Annotated in this window: 22 protein-coding genes; 10 read left to right on the top strand and 12 right to left on the bottom strand. The window is 73.0% G+C overall.

Annotated features, from left to right (window positions below; all coding sequences use genetic code 11):
• Positions 1-11: 11 nt before the first annotated feature.
• Both ACGGAQ_RS09520 and ACGGAQ_RS09515 read left to right on the top strand, forming a co-directional pair.
• Positions 12-701, top strand: coding sequence for a response regulator transcription factor (locus tag ACGGAQ_RS09520; protein WP_007458139.1), 690 nt, complete (start codon positions 12-14; stop codon positions 699-701).
• Positions 702-730: 29 nt separating this feature from the next.
• Positions 731-2,134 carry an ATP-binding protein gene (locus ACGGAQ_RS09515; RefSeq protein WP_393046383.1) on the top strand — a complete coding sequence of 468 codons (1,404 nt, stop codon included), beginning with the start codon at positions 731-733 and terminating at the stop codon, positions 2,132-2,134.
• A gap of 303 nt (positions 2,135-2,437) precedes the next feature.
• Here the strand turns inward: ACGGAQ_RS09515 and ACGGAQ_RS09510 are convergent, their stop codons facing one another.
• Together ACGGAQ_RS09510 and ACGGAQ_RS09505 are read right to left on the bottom strand one after the other, a co-directional pair.
• A complete protein-coding gene (locus ACGGAQ_RS09510; RefSeq protein WP_393046380.1) occupies positions 2,438-3,460 on the bottom strand; it encodes an adenosine deaminase in 1,023 nt (340 codons plus the stop codon).
• The gene (locus tag ACGGAQ_RS09505) at positions 3,457-4,251 is read right to left on the bottom strand and encodes a trans-aconitate 2-methyltransferase (RefSeq protein ID WP_393046378.1); all 795 of its coding nucleotides are present in this window, start codon (positions 4,249-4,251) and stop codon (positions 3,457-3,459) included. Before ACGGAQ_RS09505 ends, ACGGAQ_RS09510 begins: the two co-directional genes overlap by 4 nt.
• A gap of 83 nt (positions 4,252-4,334) precedes the next feature.
• Between ACGGAQ_RS09505 and ACGGAQ_RS09500 the strand changes: the two genes are divergently transcribed.
• Both ACGGAQ_RS09500 and ACGGAQ_RS09495 read left to right on the top strand, forming a co-directional pair.
• Positions 4,335-5,318, top strand: coding sequence for an aldo/keto reductase (locus ACGGAQ_RS09500; protein ID WP_393046375.1), 984 nt, complete (start codon positions 4,335-4,337; stop codon positions 5,316-5,318).
• Positions 5,319-5,412: 94 nt separating this feature from the next.
• Complete coding sequence (locus ACGGAQ_RS09495; RefSeq protein WP_393046372.1) at positions 5,413-5,607, top strand: hypothetical protein; 195 nt, start codon at positions 5,413-5,415, stop codon at positions 5,605-5,607.
• Positions 5,608-5,710: 103 nt separating this feature from the next.
• On the opposite strand, the gene ACGGAQ_RS09490 is transcribed toward ACGGAQ_RS09495, so the two are convergent.
• The 7 genes from ACGGAQ_RS09490 to ACGGAQ_RS09460 all read right to left on the bottom strand — a co-directional run bounded on the left by ACGGAQ_RS09490 (position 5,711) and on the right by ACGGAQ_RS09460 (position 10,065).
• Positions 5,711-5,914 carry a cold-shock protein gene (locus tag ACGGAQ_RS09490; protein ID WP_011905669.1) on the bottom strand — a complete coding sequence of 68 codons (204 nt, stop codon included), beginning with the start codon at positions 5,912-5,914 and terminating at the stop codon, positions 5,711-5,713.
• A gap of 286 nt (positions 5,915-6,200) precedes the next feature.
• Positions 6,201-6,473 (bottom strand): DUF4235 domain-containing protein, encoded by a 273-nt coding sequence (locus ACGGAQ_RS09485; protein ID WP_266250038.1) that lies wholly within the window; start codon positions 6,471-6,473, stop codon positions 6,201-6,203.
• Positions 6,470-6,832: a DUF3618 domain-containing protein gene (locus tag ACGGAQ_RS09480; protein ID WP_393046369.1), complete on the bottom strand. Its 363-nt coding sequence runs from the start codon at positions 6,830-6,832 to the stop codon at positions 6,470-6,472. The genes ACGGAQ_RS09485 and ACGGAQ_RS09480 overlap by 4 nt, the downstream gene beginning before the upstream one ends.
• Positions 6,829-7,263 (bottom strand): phage holin family protein, encoded by a 435-nt coding sequence (locus ACGGAQ_RS09475; protein ID WP_355053394.1) that lies wholly within the window; start codon positions 7,261-7,263, stop codon positions 6,829-6,831. Before ACGGAQ_RS09475 ends, ACGGAQ_RS09480 begins: the two co-directional genes overlap by 4 nt.
• Before the next feature lie 248 nt (positions 7,264-7,511).
• Positions 7,512-8,738, bottom strand: coding sequence for a mechanosensitive ion channel family protein (locus ACGGAQ_RS09470; RefSeq protein WP_393046366.1), 1,227 nt, complete (start codon positions 8,736-8,738; stop codon positions 7,512-7,514).
• Positions 8,739-8,819: 81 nt separating this feature from the next.
• Positions 8,820-9,641, bottom strand: a complete 822-nt coding sequence (locus ACGGAQ_RS09465) for a DUF1206 domain-containing protein (protein ID WP_393046364.1) — start codon at positions 9,639-9,641, stop codon at positions 8,820-8,822.
• Positions 9,642-9,699: 58 nt separating this feature from the next.
• Positions 9,700-10,065, bottom strand: coding sequence for a hypothetical protein (locus tag ACGGAQ_RS09460; protein WP_354860975.1), 366 nt, complete (start codon positions 10,063-10,065; stop codon positions 9,700-9,702).
• Between the two features lie 75 nt (positions 10,066-10,140).
• Here ACGGAQ_RS09460 and ACGGAQ_RS09455 point away from each other — a divergent pair, with 75 nt between their 5' ends.
• Together ACGGAQ_RS09455 and ACGGAQ_RS09450 are read left to right on the top strand one after the other, a co-directional pair.
• Entirely contained in the window at positions 10,141-11,367 is a 1,227-nt protein-coding gene (locus ACGGAQ_RS09455; protein ID WP_393046361.1) for a cysteine desulfurase-like protein, read from the top strand.
• Positions 11,364-11,651: a GNAT family N-acetyltransferase gene (locus tag ACGGAQ_RS09450; protein ID WP_393046358.1), complete on the top strand. Its 288-nt coding sequence runs from the start codon at positions 11,364-11,366 to the stop codon at positions 11,649-11,651. Before ACGGAQ_RS09455 ends, ACGGAQ_RS09450 begins: the two co-directional genes overlap by 4 nt.
• Positions 11,652-11,666: 15 nt before the next feature.
• Here the strand turns inward: ACGGAQ_RS09450 and ACGGAQ_RS09445 are convergent, their stop codons facing one another.
• A complete protein-coding gene (locus tag ACGGAQ_RS09445) occupies positions 11,667-13,160 on the bottom strand; it encodes a glycoside hydrolase family 3 protein (protein ID WP_393046355.1) in 1,494 nt (497 codons plus the stop codon).
• Positions 13,157-13,300, bottom strand: coding sequence for a hypothetical protein (locus ACGGAQ_RS09440; protein WP_393046352.1), 144 nt, complete (start codon positions 13,298-13,300; stop codon positions 13,157-13,159). Before ACGGAQ_RS09440 ends, ACGGAQ_RS09445 begins: the two co-directional genes overlap by 4 nt.
• Positions 13,301-13,374: 74 nt before the next feature.
• Between ACGGAQ_RS09440 and ACGGAQ_RS09435 the strand changes: the two genes are divergently transcribed.
• The 4 genes from ACGGAQ_RS09435 (at position 13,375) to ACGGAQ_RS09420 (ending at position 16,814) form a co-directional block, all read left to right on the top strand.
• Positions 13,375-13,500 carry a hypothetical protein gene (locus tag ACGGAQ_RS09435; protein WP_255421242.1) on the top strand — a complete coding sequence of 42 codons (126 nt, stop codon included), beginning with the start codon at positions 13,375-13,377 and terminating at the stop codon, positions 13,498-13,500.
• A gap of 87 nt (positions 13,501-13,587) precedes the next feature.
• Positions 13,588-14,538 carry a TIGR03557 family F420-dependent LLM class oxidoreductase gene (locus tag ACGGAQ_RS09430; protein ID WP_393046348.1) on the top strand — a complete coding sequence of 317 codons (951 nt, stop codon included), beginning with the start codon at positions 13,588-13,590 and terminating at the stop codon, positions 14,536-14,538.
• Positions 14,539-14,611: 73 nt separating this feature from the next.
• Positions 14,612-16,243, top strand: coding sequence for a RecQ family ATP-dependent DNA helicase (locus tag ACGGAQ_RS09425; protein ID WP_393046345.1), 1,632 nt, complete (start codon positions 14,612-14,614; stop codon positions 16,241-16,243).
• A gap of 67 nt (positions 16,244-16,310) precedes the next feature.
• Positions 16,311-16,814, top strand: coding sequence for a hypothetical protein (locus ACGGAQ_RS09420; protein ID WP_393046342.1), 504 nt, complete (start codon positions 16,311-16,313; stop codon positions 16,812-16,814).
• Here ACGGAQ_RS09420 and ACGGAQ_RS09415 read toward each other — a convergent pair.
• Positions 16,804-18,393: an MFS transporter gene (locus tag ACGGAQ_RS09415; protein ID WP_393046340.1), complete on the bottom strand. Its 1,590-nt coding sequence runs from the start codon at positions 18,391-18,393 to the stop codon at positions 16,804-16,806. The two genes, ACGGAQ_RS09420 and ACGGAQ_RS09415, sit on opposite strands and share 11 nt — an antisense overlap.
• Between the last annotated feature and the right edge of the window lie 38 nt (positions 18,394-18,431).

Genomic DNA, 18,431 nt, shown 5'->3' with positions numbered 1-18,431 from the left:
ACGGTCTTGTCGTGGCCTCCGTGCTCCTGGTCGAAGACGATCACGTCGTACGCGGCGCGATGCTGCGGTCCCTCGCTGACCGGGGGCATGCCGTGCACGCCGTGGGCACCGCCCTGGACGCGTTGCGCCGGGTCGCCGCGGAGACACCCGACCTGGTGGTGTTGGACCTCGGCCTGCCCGATCTCGACGGTTCCGACGCCCTGCGGATGCTGCGCGGCATCACCGACGTCCCGATCATCATCGCCACCGCCCGGGACGACGAGCAGTCGGTGGTCAAGCTGCTGCGCGCCGGGGCCGACGACTACATGGTCAAGCCGTTCACGGGCGCGCACCTGGACGCCCGCATCACCACGGTGCTGCGGCGTGCCGGGCGGGCCAGCCGGACGGTGCAGCCCGCGGTGCACACGGTCGGCGGGTTGCGGGTCGACGTCGGTGAGCGCAGCGCCCAGCTCGACGGGGAGCCGCTGGCGCTGACCCGTAAGGAATTCGACCTGCTGGCGTATCTCGCCGCACGACCCGGGCGGGTAGTGTCCCGCCGGGAACTCTTGGAGGAGGTATGGCGGCAGCCATCGGTCGGCGAGGATCAGACCATCGACGTACACCTGTACTGGCTCCGCCGAAAGATGGGCGAGTCCGCGGCGAAGCCGCGCTACCTGCGCACCGTGCGGGGGGTCGGGTTCCGGCTGGTGGCACCGGACTGAGGACGGCGCTGGCCCTGCTCACGGCCGGCATGTGCAGCCTCGTCGCGCTCGCGTTCCTGATCCCGCTCGGGTTGAGCCTGCGCGAGCAGAGCCGGGAGGAGGCGATCGCCGACGCGGCCCGGCGCAGCGCGCTGGTGACCGGGGCGCTGGCCGTGAGCACGGACCCGGCGGTGGTGGAACGCGCCGTCGTGGCCAGCGGTGACGGCGCGTCGACCCGGCCGGTGGTGCACGGGCTGGGGTTGGACGAGTCCGCCGGCCGCGCCAGCGGCAGCGACCTGGACCGGGCCCGCGCCGAGCGGCGCTCGCTGGTCACCGACGTCGACGGCGGGGTGGTCCGGCTCGACCCGGTGGTCCTCGGCGATCGGACGGCCGTGGTCGAGGTGTTCGTGGCGGACTCGACGTTGGGCGAGGGCGCCGGGGGCACCTGGCTGTTGCTGTTCGGGGTGGGCGCGGCGATGGCCGGCGCGGCGGTGCTGGTGGTCGACCGGGTGGCCGCCCGCGCGGTGGACGCCACCAAGGGTCTGGTCAAGGCCGCCCTGTCGATCGGCGACGGCGACCTGGGCGTACGCGTGGAGCCGACCGGGCCCCGTGAGCTGGCGGAGGCCGGGTACGCCTTCAATCGGATGGCCGACCGGCTGGACGCGGCGCGCACCGATGAGCGGGAGCTGGTGGCAGACCTGTCCCACCGGCTGCGGACGCCGTTGACCGTGCTCCGGCTGGACGCGGAGGCGCTGGAGTCCGACGACACCAGCGTGGGCTCGTTCAGCCCGGCGGAGCTGGACCGGCTGCGGGGCATCCGGCGGATCCGGCAGGCGATCGTCACCCTCGAGGGTGAGATCGACGTGCTGATCAAGACCACCCGCAAGGCGGTGGCCCACGAGGCCGGCCCGGCGATGTGCGACGTCAGCGAGGTCGTCCGGGACCGGATGGTGTTCTGGGCGGCGCTCGCCGGTGACCAGAACCGGCCACACCGGGTCAACGGCGCCCAGCTGCGCATTCCCGCGCCCGTGCCGCGCGCCGAGCTGGCCGCCGCGCTGGACGCGGTGATCGGCAACGTCTTCCGCTACACCCCGCAGGGAACGGCGTTCGAGGTGGCCGTGTCCCGCCGCGACGGGTACGTGGCGATCCGGATCGACGACGCCGGTCCGGGGATCGCCAACCCGGACCGGGCGCTGCGGCGGGGCACCAGCGACCAGGGCTCGACCGGGCTCGGCCTGGACATCGCCAAGCGGGTGGCGTTGCAGGCCAACGGCTCGGTCAGCATCGACCGGGCCCGGTTGGGCGGCGCCAGCGTGGTGATGCTGCTCGCCGACCCGGAGGCGACGCCCCGGCAGGTCAACCGGTTTGGCCTCGTGGGCCGGATGGCGCGCGACGCCCGGGACCAGAAGACGAGCGGCCGTCGCTGGCCCCGCCAGCGCCCCACCGACGACTGAGCAGGTCCCACCGACGACTGAGCAGCCCCGCGCAGGCGACTAAAACACCTCCGGCCGATCGGCCGACGGGGGCGCTCCGATCGGCTGAGCGGACCGGGGCTGTGCGGCGGCGCAAGTCTTCCTTAGATCGCGGTTAACGACGGCGGTCAAAGGCTTGCGGGCTGACAGGATCAGAGCACGAACCCACCAGTTCCACCGGCCAGCGCACCGCGCACCCACACCGCCGGTGGAGCCGCGCGCGCGGCGGGAGTTTCAGGTCCCCCCACACCCACGCTCCCGCCGCGCGCCCCGCTCACCCCTACCTCAGCCGGCGCTGGCGACGTACGCCTCGATCTCGGCGGTGATCCGCTGCTTGCCGTCCGGGTCCATGAAGGACGCGGTCACCGCGTTGCGGGCCAGGGCGGCCAGCTCCCCCGGGCCCGCCCCGAGCAGCCGGGCGGCCACCGCGTACTCGTCGTTGAGGGTGGTGCCGAACATCGGCGGGTCGTCGGAGTTGATGGTGACGAGCAGCCCGGCCTCGACCAGCCGGGGCAGCGGGTGCTCGTCGAGACTGGCCACGGCCCGGGTCCGCACGTTGGACGTCGGGCAGATCTCCATCCCGATCTGCCGCTCGGCCAGGTACGCGAGCAGCTCCGGGTCCTTGGCGGCGGAGATGCCGTGCCCGATCCGCTCGGCGCCCAGCTCGTTCAGCGCGTCCCAGATGGTCTGCGGGCCGGTGGTCTCGCCCGCGTGCGGCACCGAGCGCAGCCCGGCCGCACGGGCCTGGTCGAAGAAGGGCCGGAACTGCGGCCGGGGTACGCCGATCTCGGGGCCGCCGAGCCCGAAGCTGATCAGCCCGTCCGGGCGCTCGTCGAGCGCGATGCGCAGCGTCTCCTCGGCCGCCGGCAGGCCGGCCTCGCCGGGGATGTCGAAGCACCAGCGCAGCTCGAGGCCGAAGTCGGCGGCGGCGCGCTTACGGGCGTCCTCGATCGCCTCGCAGAACGCCGGCGCGGGGATGCCCCGGCGCACGTGCGAGTACGGGGTGATGGTCAGCTCCGCGTAGCGGACCTGCTGGCGGGCCAGCTCCCGGGCCACCTCGTGGGTGAGGAGCCAGACGTCCTCCGGGTCGCGGATGAGGTCGACGACGCTCAGGTAGACCTCGATGAAGTGCGCGAAGTCGCGGAACTCGAAGTAGTCGGCGAGGGCCGCCGGGTCGGCCGGCACCGGCGAGCGGCCCTCGTGCCGGGCGGCCAGCTCGGAGACGATGCGGGGCGAGGCGGAGCCGACGTGGTGCACGTGCAGCTCCACCTTGGGCAGGCCGGCGATGAAGGTGGACAGGTCGGTCACGGATTCTCCTGGGCATGGGCGCCGGCGCGGGCGACGACGAAGACGCGGCGGAACGGGAAGGACACCTGACCGTGCCGCACCGGGTACGCGGCGGCGAGCCGTACGCCCAGCTCGGCCCGGAAGGCCGACCAGCCGGCGGCGTCCAGGGCGGCCCGGACGGGGCGCAGCGCGGTGCCCTCCATCCAGGCCAGCACCGGGTGGTCGGCGGCGGGTTCGGCCGGCAGCAGGTGCACGTAGGTAGTCTCCCAGGCGTCCACCGCGCAGCCGGCGGCGGTCAGCAGCTCCGCGTAGTCGGCCGGGTCGTCGACCGGGTCGGGGCGCAGCAGCGGGGTCAGCTCGGCACGCCAGGCCGGGCGGCCGGCGACCTCGCGCAGCGCCCGGTGCGACGGGGCGTCGAAGTTGCCGGGGACCTGCATGGCGAGCCAGGCGCCGGCGGGCAGGTCGGCGGCCCAGCGGCGCAGCAGCTCCTGGTGGCCGGGCACCCACTGCAGGGCCGCGTTGGTGACCACCACGTCCTCGTCGCCGGCCGGGCGCCAGTCGCGCAGGTCGGCGACGGCGAACTCGACCGGGGCCGGCAGGGCGCGTGCCCGGTCGATCATCTCCGGCGCGGAGTCGAGGCCGCGGACCCGGGCGTCCGGCCAGCGCTCGGCGAGGGTCGCGGTGAGCTGGCCGGGCCCGCAGCCGAGGTCGACCACCGTCCGGGGTCGGACGGCGGGGACCCGGGCGAGCAGGTCGTGAAACGGCCGGGAGCGCTCGTCGCCGTAGCGCAGGTACGTCGTCGGATCCCACATCTCCGCCTCCAAACCGTACGTCCGTCTTGTTGACGGTACGGCTCGCCTGGCAGGCCGGCAACCCGATCACTAGGCTCGGGGGCATGGAACAGCGCAACTTCAACCGGCTCGGCCGGACTGTCGGAGTGGTTGGCCTGGGCGCCTGGCAGCTCGGGGCCGACTGGGGCACGGTCAGCGAGGCCGACGCCATGGCGGTGCTCAGCGCCGCCGTGGACGCCGGAGTCACCTTCCTGGACACCGCCGACGTGTACGGCGACGGCCGCAGCGAGCAGTTGATCGGCCGCTTCCTGCGCTCCCGGCCCGACGCCGGCCTGACCGTCGCCACGAAGATGGGCCGGCGCGTCGAGCAGCGGCCGGAGGCGTACACCCTGGCCCACTTCCGGGAGTGGACCGACCGGTCCCGGGCGAACCTCGGGATGGACACCCTGGACCTGGTCCAGCTGCACTGCCCGCCGACCGCCGTCTTCGCCGACGACGCGGTCTTCGACGCCCTGGACACCCTCGTCGCCGAGAAGGCCATCGCGGGGTACGGAGTCAGCGTGGAGACCTGCGACCAGGCGCTCACCGCCATCGCCCGGCCCGGCGTGGCCAGCGTCCAGATCATCCTCAACGCCGTCCGGCACAAGCCGCTGGAGCGCGTCCTGCCGGCCGCCGCGCAGGCCGGGGTCGGCATCATCGCCCGGGTGCCGCTGGCCAGTGGCCTGCTCTCCGGCCGCTACGACGAGCACACCGAATTCCCCGCCGACGACCACCGCAACTACAACCGCCACGGCGAGGCGTTCGACGTGGGCGAGACGTTCTCCGGGGTCGACTACGCGCAGGGGCTCGCGGCCGTCCGCCGGCTGGCGCCGCTTGTCGACGCCGACCGTACGATGGCGCAGTTCGCGCTGCGGTGGGTGCTGGACCAGACCGGTGTCACCGTCGTCATCCCCGGCGCCCGCGACGCCGAGCAGGCCCGGCGCAATGCCGCCGCGGCCGACCTGCCGCCGCTCACGGCCGCGCAACTGGCCGGGGTCCGCGAGGTCTACGACGAGCTGATCCGCCCGCAGGTGCACGACCGGTGGTGAGCCGCCCACCCCGGGTGCTCGCGTCGCGCCACCGCAACGGCGATGCGGGGACCCGGGGGCGGCGCGCCGCCCGATCCGGAAAGGAGGTCGCGCGATGAGGGGTTGGCTGACGCTCACCCTCGGCCTGCTGGCCGTGGTGATCGGTGCGGTGTGGACGGTGCAGGGCCTCGGCTACGTCAGCGGCAGCGCGATGACCGACGAGCGGGTCTGGGCGGTGATCGGCCCGATCGTGACCCTGGCCGGGTTGGTCGTGCTCTGGCTGGGCCTGCGCTCGCGCCGTCGACGCTGACGGATGAACGTGGGAAGCCCCGCATCCCGGAAGGGATACGGGGCTTTACTGCAACGACCCCTGGCCGGGTCGTCCACTGACCGGCGGGGGCCGGCCACCCTCGTCAGAGGGGACGGACCTGCTCGGCCTGCGGGCCCTTCTGACCCTGGGCGATCTCGAACTCCACTCGCTGGTTCTCCTCCAGCGTGCGGTAGCCGCTGGTCTGGATGGCCGAGAAGTGGACGAACACGTCAGCACCCCCGCCGTCGACGGTGATGAAGCCGAAGCCCTTGTCAGCGTTGAACCACTTCACGGTTCCCTGCGCCATGTGTATCTCCTTCTAAAACTGGCGGCCGTGCACGCCGTGCGGCCGATTGGCCGTTTTCGAGCAGCGGCGTCTGAGGCGGCCCCCACGAAGGGAACTTCTCTCAACCCACGCCATCTCGCAACAGCGTGGAACAGCAAATCACGTACGCAAAAAGTCTGCACGACCTGTACGACGAATTTCTCCGACATGTGACCTGACGGCTGCCCGGGGTCGCTGGGCGGCGTGCGGAGCCGTGCGAAAGGCCCCCTTCCGTCGATAATGGAAGGGGGCCGCAGGTTGATGTCGGTCAGTCCGGCCAGTGGCCGGTCATCCGGCGCACGCCAACCGCTCCACCCCGGTCCACAGCGGCGCGGACCACCGCGAAGATGGCCCCCTGCAACGCCGCGGCGGCCAGGATCTCGCCCCAGCCGCGGTCCTCGTCGGTGGCGTTGGGCGCCTCACCGTCGCCCGCCGTGACCTTCCAGACCTGCCGGAAGATCGCGCCGGCCACCGTACCCGCGGCGATACCCAACAACACGCCGACCGGCCGGTACGCGACCTTGCCGATGCTCTTGCTCACCTACGCCTCCCCCGCACGATCATCAGCACCACCACGGTGGCCACCGCGCCGGCGGCGATCGCCGCCCACGGCACCGGATTGCGTCGAACCAGCTCGCTCTTCTCGCGGACCAGGCCGCCCTTGTCGTACGCCTGGGCGCGTGCCATCCCGGCGCCGCGGACGGCCTGCCCGCGGACCCGGGCCACGGTCTGCGCCGCCTGCTCGCGCATCCGCTCCCGCGCCTGTTCGGCGGACTCCTTCAGGCGGGCCTTGACGTCCGCCTTGGCGGCCAACGCCTCCATGGTCTCGCCCAGCTCGACCCGGGTGCGGCGGATCTCCTCGCGCAGGGCCTCGGTGTCGCCCGTCCCGTTGCCCGTCATGCCCGTCCCCTGTCCTTCACCGCGGCGGCCACGGTGTCCACGTCAGCCCGGAGGCTGCGGACCGTCGCCGCCGGCACCGGCGGGACCGCACGGCTGACCTGCTTCTTTCCCACCAGCGCGAGAATGCCGGCCACCAGGAAGAGCGCCACCGCGACGATCAGGGCGGCAGCCCAGGCGGGCAGCACCAGGTCGAGCAGCAGGATCGCCGTGACGACAAGCGCGCCCAGGCCGTAGAACGCCAGCGCGCCGCCGCCGCCGAACAGGCCGATCCCGATACCGGCGTGCTTGCCCTTCTGGGTCAACTCCGCCCGGGCCAGCGCCAGTTCATCTCGCACCAGACGGGAGACCTGTTCGGTGGCCCGCTGCACCAGCTCGGCGGTGGAGGGCTCGCTCCCATTGCGGGATGTGCGGGCATTTGCCACGTCAGCCATGCTGTCCTCCTTTCCTCATCACCGCGCTGTATGCCCGGAGTTGCCGCTCGTCAATCCTAGAGCGCCCCGAGTCGGTGACCGTTCCTGTTGCCCGGTTGCCGCGCCGATCGCCGACAGAGATGTCCGGCAGCAGGTCCCCCGCCAAAGCCAACCCAAACCTCCCCGCCCACCCCCCTTTGATGGTGATCAAGAGGTTTGCGTCAGGAGTCGCGCTTTCCCTGACGCAAACCTCTTGATCACCGGAGGGATCAGCGGGTGGGGGTGGCGGGACTGGGGGTGGCGGGACTGGGGGTGGGGGTTTCGTCGGGGCCGACGAAGGCTTCGCTGCGGGCGTCGCCGTCGTCACTGCCGCCGAAGACGCGCGCGTCGTCGGGGGCCTCGGTGGCGCCCGGACGGTGGGTCGGCCGCCGGGGCTGCACCCACTGCCACGGCAGGTTGCTGCTGGCGTCGCCCAGCTCGGTACGCATCCGGGGCATCGCGGTGGGCCGGTTGTCCCGGATCCAGGCCACCAGGTGCTCGCGGACGAGGCAGCGCAGGTCCCACAGGCTCCCCGCGTCGGCGGCGCTGACCAGCGCGCGCACCCGTACCGTCCCGCCGGTAGCGTCGGTGACCTGCAGGACGCAGACCCGGCCGTCCCACAGCTCGGTGCCCTCGACCAGCCGGCGCAACTCCTCCCGCATGGTCTGCACCGGCACGGCCCAGTCGACGTCGAACTCGGCGGTGCCGAGCACGGCCGCCTCGGTCCGGGTCCAGTTCTGGAAGGGCGTGCTGGTGAAGTACGAGGTGGGCAGGATCAGCCGCCGGTCGTCCCAGATCTGGACCACCACGTAGCTGAGGGTCAGCTCCTCGATCCGACCCCACTCCCCCTCGACGACCACCACGTCGTCGAGGCGGACCGCGTCGCTGAAGGCGAGCTGCAGCCCAGCGAAGACGTTGCCGAGCAGACTCTGGGCGGCCAGCGCGGCCACCACACCGACCACACCGGCGGAGGTCAGCACGCCGGCGCCGATACCGCGCACACTCGGGAACGTCATCAGCATCACGCCGATGGTCAGGATGACGATCACCGCGACGGTCAGCCGCCGCAGCATCACCACCTGGGTACGCACCCGTCGGGCATGCCGGTTGTTCGGCACGTCGACGCGGAACCGGGCGAGCGCGGTGTCCTCCACGACGATCAGCAGCGCCGCCACCAGCCAGGCCGCGCTGGCGATCACGCAGAGCACCAGCAGGTGCAGCAGCAGCCGCCGCCAGCTCTCACCGACGGCGTACCCGGTGCTGAAGCGGGCGGCGAACTGCACTGCGAGCACCGTGACGGCGACCTGGAACGGGCGGTGCGCGTGGTCGGTCAACTCGGTCATCAACAGCGAGCGGCGACCGAACCGTCGGGTGACCCGGTGGACGACTTCGACCAGGAAGAGGGCGACCGCCGCCGCGGCGAGCGCGGCGACGGCCGTTTCGAGATAGCTCTGCACGAGTGGGGCGCTTCCCTTCGACCGGGGGCGGTAGTTCGGGCAAAAGCCCAATAGTGCCCGACGTCCCCGGTATCGACCAGCTCAGACCTTGCGGTACCGGGACTGGAGGAAGCAGTAGACGCCGAAGCAGGCGATGCCCAGGGCGACCAGGGTCAGCAGGAAGGTGCCGTACGACTGCTCCTGCAGGGTGTGCAGTGCGGCGTCCAGACCGCGGGCCTTCTCCGGGTCGTACTTCACCGCCGCCACGATGACCAGCAGGCCGGCGATGCCGTACGCGACGCCCTTCGCGACGTAGCCGGCGATGCCGAGGCGGCGGGCCAGCTTGCGGGTCTTCGGGCTCATCTCGCCGGTCTTGAGGTGCTTCTCGAACGTCTTGCGGATGCCGTAGATGACCAGGCCGATGCCGATCGCCGCGACCACCAGCCCGGCCAGGCCGACCAGCCAGCGGCCACCGGTGGAGGTCATCAGCTTGCCGCTCAGCGCCTCCTGGCTGTCGGCGCTGTTCGACCCAGCGTCCTTGAACACCTTGAAGGCGGTCCAGGCGAAGTAGAGGTAGACGATGGTCCGGCCGGCCGAGGCCAGCCGCTCCATGACCCGCTCCTTGCCCCGCTCGGCGCGGTGCCCGCCGACCGCTTCGAGGCCCTGCCAGATCGCCATGGCGAGCAGGCCGACCGCGGTGGCGATGACCAGGAACTTGCCCAACGGCTGCGCGGAGAGCGTCCGCAGCGCGCCGGACTGGTCGCCGTCGTCGGACGACGAGCCGAACGCGATCTGCAGGGCCAGCCAGGCGAAGAGCAGGTGGACGATGCCGTAGCCGATGAAGCCGGCCCGGGCGAGGAGTTCCAGCCACCGGCTGTCCGCCGTTCGGGAGGCGGTGGCTTCGGCGCTACGGGTGAGTGACATGGCGTCACAATCTCCGATTCGGAAGATTCCCAAACGTCGGCCACCGCCGCCCGCCAGGTCAGTTGCCCGGGTTGCGGGAAACGCGGATCTTGACCTGCTGGTCGGTGACGCTGTCGAGGGTGACCGCGAAGCCGCCGGCCTCGGTGGCCTGCTGGCCGGTGGTGAGGGTGAGCTGCTCACCGGCGACCTCGACGGTCACCTGGTCGCCCTCGGCCCCGACCAGCTTGGCCTCGACGCCCAGGATCGTGGCGCTCGCGTCGACACCCCGCTCGAAGGTGACCGTGCAGGCGTCCAGCCCGCAGTCGGTGGAGGCGCCCTGGGAGCTGCAACCGGCGAGCACGGCGAGGCCGAGCGCCAGTCCGGCGAAGAGGCCGGCGGCGCGGCGGACGGGGGGCAGGGGGATGGTGGCGGGTCGGTTCGTCACCTCGCCAAGGGTACGAGACGTCGGCGACGCCCAGCCGAGGGCGAGCGCGGAACGCATCCCGGCTAGGGTCCGGGCATGGCCTTCGACATCGCCCGTATCCGGGCCGCCTATCCCGCCCTGACCGAGGGTTTCGTCCACTTCGACGGCGCCGGGGGCACCCAGACCGCGGCCGGTGTGATCGACGCGGTCACCGACGTCATGCGCGCGGCCGTCGGCAACCGCAGCGCCGCGTTCGAGCCGGGCCGCCGCTCGCTGGAGCTGGTGGCGGCGGCCCGCTCGGCGGTCGCCGACCTGCTCGGGGCCGAGCCGGACGGGGTGGTGCTGGGCCCGAGCGCCACCGCGCTGACGTACACCCTGGCCCGTACGCTCGGCGCTGGTTGGCGGCCGGGCGACGAGGTGGTGGTGTCCCGGCTCGACCACGACGCCAACGTGCGCCCGTGGGTGCAGGCCGCCGAGGCGGCGGGCGCGACGGTGCGCTGGGCCGAGTTCGACAGGCACACCGGCGAACTGCCCACCGGCCAGTACGCCGACCTGGTCGGCGAGCGGACCCGGCTGGTCGCGGTGACCGCCGGCAGCAACGCCATCGGCACCGTGCCGGACGTGCCGGCGATCGCCAAGATCGCGCACTCCGTCGGGGCGCTGGTCTGCGTCGACGGGGTGCACTCGGTGCCGCACGGGCCGACCGACCTGGCGTCGCTCGGCGCGGACGTGCTGGTCACCAGCGCGTACAAGTGGTCCGGGCCGCACCTGGCCGCGATGGTCGCCGACCCGGCCCGGTGGGCGGCGCTGCGCCCGGCGAAGCTGGTGCCGTCCGCGGACGCGGCGCCGGACCGTTTCGAGTACGGCACCCCGAGCTTCGCGCTGCTGGCCGGCGTGACCGCCGCGGTGGACCACCTCGCCGGGCTGGACCCGGACGCGGTCGGTGACCGCCGGGCGCGGCTGCGGGCCGGACTGGCCGCCGCGCAGGCGCACGAGGAGGCGCTGCTGGACCGGCTGCTCGCCGGACTCGCCGCGCGGCCTGCGATCACCGTCTACGGCTCGCCGGCGCGGCGCTGCCCGACGGTCTCCTTCCGGGTCGCCGGGATGTCGCCGGCGGCGACCCAGCGGGCGCTGGGTGACGCCGGGTTCTGCCTGTCGTCCGGCGACTACTACGCCTACGAGTACTTCCAGACGATGGGGTTGCGCGACAGCGGCGGCGCGGTGCGGGCCAGCATCTACCACTACAACACCGCGGACGAGGTGGACCGGTTGCTGGCCGAACTCGACGCGGTGGCCGACCGGACGGGGACAATGGCCCGGTGAGCACCCTCGTCGAGGACAACCCCGCCAAGAACCGCTTCGAGATCCTGGTCGACGACGCGCTGGCCGGCTTCACCGCGTACCTGCCCAGTGGGGAGGTACTGGTCTTCACCCACACCGAGGTGGACCGCGGCTTCCAGGGCAAGGGCGTCGGCAGCACGTTGATCCGGGGCGCCCTGGATCAGGTGCGCGCCCGCGGCGGGCGGGTGGTGCCGCAGTGCCCGTTCGTGGCCGCGTTCATCGACAAGCACCCCGAGTACGCCGACCTGGTCGCCGAGCAGCCGTAACCGAACGGGTCGGGGTCAGCGGGCCCGGCCGGTCAGCACCTCGGCGGCGGCCTGCCCGCTGGCCCGGGTGGCGCCGTGGGTGGCCAGGTGCGCCGACCCGGTGACCAGCTCGGGCACGCCCAGCTCGACCACCACCGCGTCCGGCCGGGCGCTGAGCGCACGCCCCACCGCTGCGCGCATCCACTCGTGCCGGTGCAGGTCACGGACCACCAGGACGAGAGGGCGGTCGCCGGCCCCGGCACCCGGGTCGGCGGGCACGTCGGGCTCGGCGTGGCGCACCGTCGTCGTGCCGGGCAGCAGCTCGCCCAGCGGCTCCCCGATGCCCCACGGGGTCTCCGCGCCGATGGCGATGTTGCGCGGCGGCTCGAACTCGACCACGTACGCGGCGCGGGTCAGCGGCAGCGCGCTCGGCGCGTCCGGGCCGGTGGTGACCCGCACGGCACGACGGGCGGCGACCAGCCCGACGTCGGAGGCCCCGTGGACGGCGCCCGCGCGGGCGGCACGGGCGGCCACCGTCCAGGCGGCGAGCTGCCCGACCCGCTTGGCGGCCTCGGCGAGGCGTTCCTCGGGCAGCTCACCGGAGACGACGGCGGCCACGATGGCATCGCGCAGTTCCCGGGCCGCCCCCTCGTCGGCCCGCTCACCACCGACGCAGATCGCGTCGGCCCCGGCGGCGAGCGCCCGCACCGCCGCGCCGGCGAAGCCGTACCGGTCGGCGACCGCGCGCATCTCCACCGCGTCGGTCACCACCACGCCGGAGAAGCCCATCTCGTCGCGGAGCAGCCCGCCCAGGATGCGCTGGCTCAGCGTGGCCGGCAGCCGCTCGTCGAGCGCGGGCACCAGCAGGTGGCCGGTCATCACCGCCTGCACGCCGGCCGCCACGGCGGCGCGGAACGGCGCCAACTCGCAGGCGTCCAGCCGGGCCCGGTCGGCGGTTATCCGGGGCAGGTCGTGGTGGGAGTCGACGCGGGTGTCACCGTGCCCGGGGAAGTGCTTGGCACAGGCGGCCACGCCGCCGCGCTGCAACCCGCGGACCCAGGCGGCGGTGTGCCGCGCGACGAGCGCCGGGTCGGCCCCGAACGACCGGACGCCGATCACCGGGTTGGCCGGGTTGGAGTTGACGTCGGCGTCCGGCGCGTAGTCGAGGGTCACCCCGGCCGCCGCCAGCTCGACGCCGAGGTCGAGGGCGACCGCCTCGGTCAGCGCCGGGTCGTCGACCGCGCCGAGGGCGAAGTTCCCCGGCCGGGTGCTGCCCCGGGCGGACTCGATCCGGGTGACGTCGCCGGCCTCCTCGTCGATCGCCACGATGACGTCCGGCCGCTCGGCGCGCAGCGTGGCGGTCAGCGCCGCCACCTGGGCGGTGTCGACGACGTTGCGGGCGAAGAGCACCACCGAGCCGAGCCCTTCGCCGAGCCAGCGGCACACCCAGGATGGCGGCGTGGTCCCGACGAACCCGGGTTGCAGGACGGCGGCGGCCAGCGCCGGAAGGTGCCCGGCGGGCGCGGTCACGCCGTGGCCTCGAAACGGTCGGCGTCGGTCGCGGGCGTCGGCGCGTTGCCGCCGACCCGCTGGTTGCGCTCGCTCATGCGGCCCCCGTACCCCATCTCTCGCGCCCTCGGCGCACCGCCACCGGCAGGCGGTGCTGCCATGGTCACACCGAGCGATTCAATAGTCAATAAACCTTACAGTTGCCCGACGGCACCGTTCCCGGGAGAGTGCGGGGATGGATCCCGCCCTGCTGGCCGACGCCACGAGCCCGGCCGACATCCCCGGCGTACGCCTGCTCGGCCTGGTGGTCGGCGCCCTGCTGCTGCTCGCGGCGATCCGGGCGATGTTCGGCCGACGGTGACCGAACCCGCCCCGACCGATCGGTGTGGCCTACGGCGACCGGGGTACCGCTTCCCCATCAGCAGGTCCGCGCGCCGAAGGGGAAGCGATGAAGATCGGTTACTTTCTGTCCAGTGAGGAGTTCACGCCGGCCGAGCTGGTGGAGCAGGCCCGCGGCGCCGAACGGGCCGGCTTCGAGGCGCTGTGGATCTCCGACCACTACCACCCCTGGGTGGACGCGCAGGGCCAGAGCCCGTTCGTCTGGTCGATGATCGGGGCGCTCAGCCAGGTCTGCTCGCTGCCGGTGACCACGGCGGTGACCTGCCCGACCGTGCGGATCCACCCGGCCGTGATCGCCCAGGCGGCGGCGACCAGCGCGGTGCTGCACGGCGGGCGGTTCGTGCTCGGCGTCGGCACCGGCGAGGCGCTCAACGAGCACATCTTCGGCGACGCCTGGCCGTCGGCCGACGTCCGGCTGGAGATGCTGGAGGAGGCCGTCGAGGTGCTGCGCAAGCTGTGGGACGGCGGCTTCGTCAACCACCGCGGCAAGCACTACACGGTGGAGAACGCCCGGATCTACACGCTGCCCGACACGCCGCCGTCGATCTACGTCTCCGGCTTCGGCCCGAAGGCCATCGATCTGGCCGCCCGCATCGGCGACGGCTACGTGAGCACCATGCCCGACGGTGAGATGGTCCGGCGCTTCCGGGAGAACGGCGGCGGCGACAAGCCGTGCCAGGCCGGCTTCAAGGCGGCGTACGCGGCCAGCGAGTCCGAGGGCGCGCGGATCGCGTACGAGCGCTGGCCCAATGCCGGGGTGCCGGGCGAGCTGTCCCAGGTGCTCCCCTCGCCGCGCCACTTCGAGCAGGCCGCCGAGCTGGTCACGCCGGAGATGGTGCGCGACGCGTTCGTCTGCGGCAACAGCGCCGACGCGCACCTGGAGATGATCGACAAGTACGCCAAGGCCGGCTTCGACGAGGTGTACGTGGCCAACACCGGCCCGCACTACCAGGGCCTGTTCGACCTCTACCAGCGCGAGGTGCTTCCCCGCCTGCGCTGAACCACGGATCCGCCGAGCCCATGATCGCCGAACGCGTTTCGGCGGTCGTGGGCTCGGGTACCTCCGGCCCTCGATGAAACTGTCCACGCACTCGATGACGTTGCGCCGCGCGGCGAAGAGCCTCTTCGGCTGGAAAGCGCTGCGGCCCAACCAGCTCGCCGCCATGCGCGCGGTGATGAAGCGACACGACGCGCTGGTGGTGCTGCCCACCGGTGCCGGCAAGTCGGCGATCTACCAGATCCCGGCCAGCCTGATCCCCGGCCCGACCGTGGTGATCTCCCCGCTGCTGGCTCTTCAGCAGGACCAGATCGCGGCGCTCAACGAGCGGCAGCGTCCGGAGCTGCGGGCGGTGCGGATCAGCTCGAACGAGTCGGCCGCACAGCAGGCCGAGGCGATCGCCGAGATCCAGTCGGGCCGGGCGGAGTTCCTGTTCATCACGCCGGAGCAGTTGAGCAACCCGGACCGGATGGCCGAGGTCGCCGCGCTGAAGCCGGCGCTGGTGGCGATCGACGAGGCGCACTGCATCTCCGCCTGGGGGCACGACTTCCGGCCCGACTACCTGGCGCTGGGCCACCTCATCGAGGGCATCGGCCGGCCGCCGGTGGTCGCGCTGACCGCCACCGCCTCCCCGCCGGTCCGCGACGACATCATCGCCCGCCTGCGGCTGCGCGAGCCCGAGGTCGTGGTCTCCGGGCTGGACCGGCCCAACCTGTTCCTGGAGGTGGCGCACTGCCCCACCGAGGACTACCGGTGGCGGCGGCTGATCACGCTGCTGCGCGACGACGTGCGACCGGGGATCATCTACGTGCCGACCCGCCGGTCCGCCGAGGAACTGGCCGCCCGGTTGACCGACGCGGGCTTCCCGGCGCAGTTCTACCACGGTGGGATGCCGGCCGGCGCGCGCAACGAGCTGCACGAGGCGTTCCTCGCCGACCAGGTGCCGATCATGGTGGCCACCTCGGCGTTCGGCATGGGCATCGACAAGCCGAACATCGCCTGGGTGGTGCACATGGCGCTGCCCGACTCGCCGGACAGCTACTTCCAGGAGATCGGCCGGGCCGGACGCGACGGACAGCCGGCCCGGGTGCTGCTGCTCTGGCAGGCCGAGGACGTGGGCCTGCAACGGTTCTTCAGCGGCGGCCTGCCGGACGAGAACGAGCTGCGGGACCTGGCCGCGCTGCTGCGCCGCAAGCCGGCCACCAAGACCGAGCTGCGCGAGGCCACCGGCCTCGGCCCGCGCAAGCTGGGCCAGTACCTCTCGCTGCTGGAGCAGGTGGGCGCCGCCGAGCCGCGCGCCCGCCAGCGCATCGCCGCGCCCCGCTACTCGCCCACCCCGACCGACGCGGCGGCGGCGGCGCTGGCCGAGGCGGAACGCCAGCAGACGGTGACCCGCTCGCGCACCGACATGATGCGGGCCTTCGCCGAGACCACCGCCTGTCGCGGGCAGACCCTGCTGGCCTACTTCGGCGAGCAGATGACCGAGGTCTGCGCGCACTGCGACAACTGCCACCGGGGCACCAGCGTGGCCGACCAGGGCGCGGTCGGGCCATTTCCGGTGCACAGCCAGGTGCGCCACGCGGAGTGGGGGCACGGCCTGGTGCTCTCCTACGAGGACGACAAGATGACTGTTCTCTTCGACGAGGTCGGGTACAAGACCCTGTCGGTGCGCGTGGTGTCCGAGCAGGGTCTGCTGACCCTGGACTAGCCTGACCCGGGCACCGGTGCGGGGCCCGTTGATTGACCACACTGAGCAGGGCGGAAGGGGCATTGCCGTGATCGAGCAGCCGGCGTACACCGGTTTCGGTTTCTCCGACGGGGAGTGGGGGCTGCTGGTCGGCCTCCCGCAGTCGGTGCTGACCGCGGCGAGCGCCGCCGAGTCCGACGGCACCCGCCGGACCATGGCGGAGAACGCGGCCGGGTTGGAGACCATCGGCGCGGGCCGGGAGTCGGCCAGCCCGCTGGTCGCCGCCGTGGCCGGCGAGATCGTGACGCAGGTCGGCGACCCCGAGGCCGGCGAGGAGCTGCCGGTCATCGCGCCCGCCGACCCGCAGGCGTACATCGACGACGTGCTGGTGCGGGCCGGCGAGGCGTCCGCGTTGCTGGCCGCCCGCGTCGACGAGGGCGAGGCCGGGGCGTACAAGCACTGGCTCGTGAAGATCGCGGACCAGGTGGTCGGCGCAGCGTCCAGCGGCGGTCTGCTGGGCCTTGGCGGCGAGTCGGTAAGCGACTCCGAGCGGCGGTTCCGCGACCGACTCGCCCACGTGCTCAACGACTGACGGAAGCGACGTCCGACGACGGCGTGCCGGTCGGCTCGGCGGCCACTGCCGCCGGGTCGGCCGGCCGGACGCCGCGCAGCGTCACCAGCGCGGTCACCGCGCCCAGGACCATCGCCACCATGGCGGCGATCGCGGCGAGGTGCAGCCCGTCGGTGAAGGCGAACCGGGCAGCGTGCAGCACCGCGTCACCCACCTGACCCGGCAGCCCCCGGGTCACGGCGAGGGCGCCGCCCAGCGTCTCCCCGGCCGCGTCGCGGGCGTCCGCCGGCAGCCCGGCCGGCAGCTCGTCGAGGACCTCGCGGCGATAGATCGCGGCACCCACGCTGCCCAGGATGGCCATCCCCAGCGCGCCGCCCAGCTCGCTGCTGGACTCGGTCAGCGCGGAGGCCACACCGGCCTGCTCCGGCGGCGCCGCACCGAGGACCAGCTCGGTCACCAGCGACATCACCATCACCAGGCCGCCCGCGTACACGCTGGCGCCGACCAGCAGCAGCCAGAGCGGCGTCTCGGGCGTGACCCGGGTCAGCACCGCGAACCCGAGCACGGCGATCGCGAAGCCGGCGCCGATCAGGTACGCCCGCTCGACACGCTGGGCGAGCGCGGCGGCGGCCGGGGCCACGCCGCCGACCGCCAGCGACGGCACCAGGCTCCACAGTGCCGCCCGCAGCGGGCTCAGGCCGAGCACCAGTTGCAGGTGCTGGGTGGTGAAGATGGCGAACCCGACAAGGGCGAACATCGCCAGCAGGTTCACCGCGAGCGACCCGGCGAAGCCGTGGCGACGAAACAGCGCCAGGTCGACCATCGGGTACGCCCGGGTCCGCTGCCGGTGCAGGAAGAGCGCCCCGACGAGCAGACCGGCGACGACGGCCAGCACCCGGACCGCGCTGACGCCGTCGCGGGCCATCTCCTTGATGCCGTAGATCACCGGCAACAGCGCGCCGAGCGACAGCGCCGCGCTGACCAGGTCGAACCGCCCGCGCACCGGGTTGCGGAACTCGGGCACCAGGACGGGGGCGAGCAGGAGCAGCAACAGCATCGCCGGAATGTTGATCAGGAAGATGGAGCCCCACCAGAAGTGCTCCAGCAGGACGCCGCTGAGCACCGGACCGACGGCGATACCGCCGGTGAGCGTGGCGGTCCAGATGCCGATCGCGGTGCCCCGCTGCTTGGCGTCGTGGAACATGTTGCGCACCAGGGCGAGGGTGGACGGCATCAGGGTGGCCCCGCCGACGCCGAGCACGGCGCGCGCGGCGATCAGCGTCGCGGCGCTGTCGGCGTAGGCGGCCAGCAGGGACGCGGCACCGAACGCGGTGGCGCCCAGCAGCAGGAGCCGACGCCGGCCGATCCGGTCGCCGAGGGCGCCCATGGTGATCAGCAGCCCGGCGAGCACGAAGCCGTAGATGTCGAAGATCCAGAGCTGCTGGGTGGCGGTGGGCCGCAGCTCCTCGCTGATGAACGGGACGGCGAAGTAGAGCACCGACACGTCCATCGAGACCAGGAGCAGCGGCAGCATCAGCACCGCGAATCCGATCCATTCCCGCCGGCCCGCGCGGGGTGCCGGTGAGGTCGTCGCTGTCATGGGAGAACTCCTTCTGCGTATGACGTACGCTGTTATGC

This window comes from Micromonospora sp. NPDC047557, from assembly GCF_043205095.1.
Taxonomy (GTDB): Bacteria; Actinomycetota; Actinomycetes; order Mycobacteriales; family Micromonosporaceae; genus Micromonospora.
This window is presented reverse-complemented; position numbering and strand designations above follow the sequence as displayed.

Bases quoted from the DNA above. Each gene is read 5' to 3' on its own strand.
- ACGGAQ_RS09515 (WP_393046383.1), top strand. From the start codon at position 731: ATGTGCAGCCTCGTCGCGCTCGCGTTCCTGATCCCGCTCGGGTTGAGC.
- ACGGAQ_RS09505 (WP_393046378.1), bottom strand. From the start codon at position 4,251: ATGTGGGATCCGACGACGTACCTGCGCTACGGCGACGAGCGCTCCCGG.
- ACGGAQ_RS09500 (WP_393046375.1), top strand. From the start codon at position 4,335: ATGGAACAGCGCAACTTCAACCGGCTCGGCCGGACTGTCGGAGTGGTT.
- ACGGAQ_RS09495 (WP_393046372.1), top strand. From the start codon at position 5,413: ATGAGGGGTTGGCTGACGCTCACCCTCGGCCTGCTGGCCGTGGTGATC.
- ACGGAQ_RS09490 (WP_011905669.1), bottom strand. From the start codon at position 5,914: ATGGCGCAGGGAACCGTGAAGTGGTTCAACGCTGACAAGGGCTTCGGC.
- ACGGAQ_RS09480 (WP_393046369.1), bottom strand. From the start codon at position 6,832: ATGACGGGCAACGGGACGGGCGACACCGAGGCCCTGCGCGAGGAGATC.
- ACGGAQ_RS09475 (WP_355053394.1), bottom strand. From the start codon at position 7,263: ATGGCTGACGTGGCAAATGCCCGCACATCCCGCAATGGGAGCGAGCCC.
- ACGGAQ_RS09465 (WP_393046364.1), bottom strand. From the start codon at position 9,641: ATGTCACTCACCCGTAGCGCCGAAGCCACCGCCTCCCGAACGGCGGAC.
- ACGGAQ_RS09455 (WP_393046361.1), top strand. From the start codon at position 10,141: ATGGCCTTCGACATCGCCCGTATCCGGGCCGCCTATCCCGCCCTGACC.
- ACGGAQ_RS09440 (WP_393046352.1), bottom strand. From the start codon at position 13,300: ATGGCAGCACCGCCTGCCGGTGGCGGTGCGCCGAGGGCGCGAGAGATG.
- ACGGAQ_RS09435 (WP_255421242.1), top strand. From the start codon at position 13,375: ATGGATCCCGCCCTGCTGGCCGACGCCACGAGCCCGGCCGACATCCCC.
- ACGGAQ_RS09430 (WP_393046348.1), top strand. From the start codon at position 13,588: ATGAAGATCGGTTACTTTCTGTCCAGTGAGGAGTTCACGCCGGCCGAG.
- ACGGAQ_RS09425 (WP_393046345.1), top strand. From the start codon at position 14,612: ATGAAACTGTCCACGCACTCGATGACGTTGCGCCGCGCGGCGAAGAGC.
- ACGGAQ_RS09415 (WP_393046340.1), bottom strand. From the start codon at position 18,393: ATGACAGCGACGACCTCACCGGCACCCCGCGCGGGCCGGCGGGAATGG.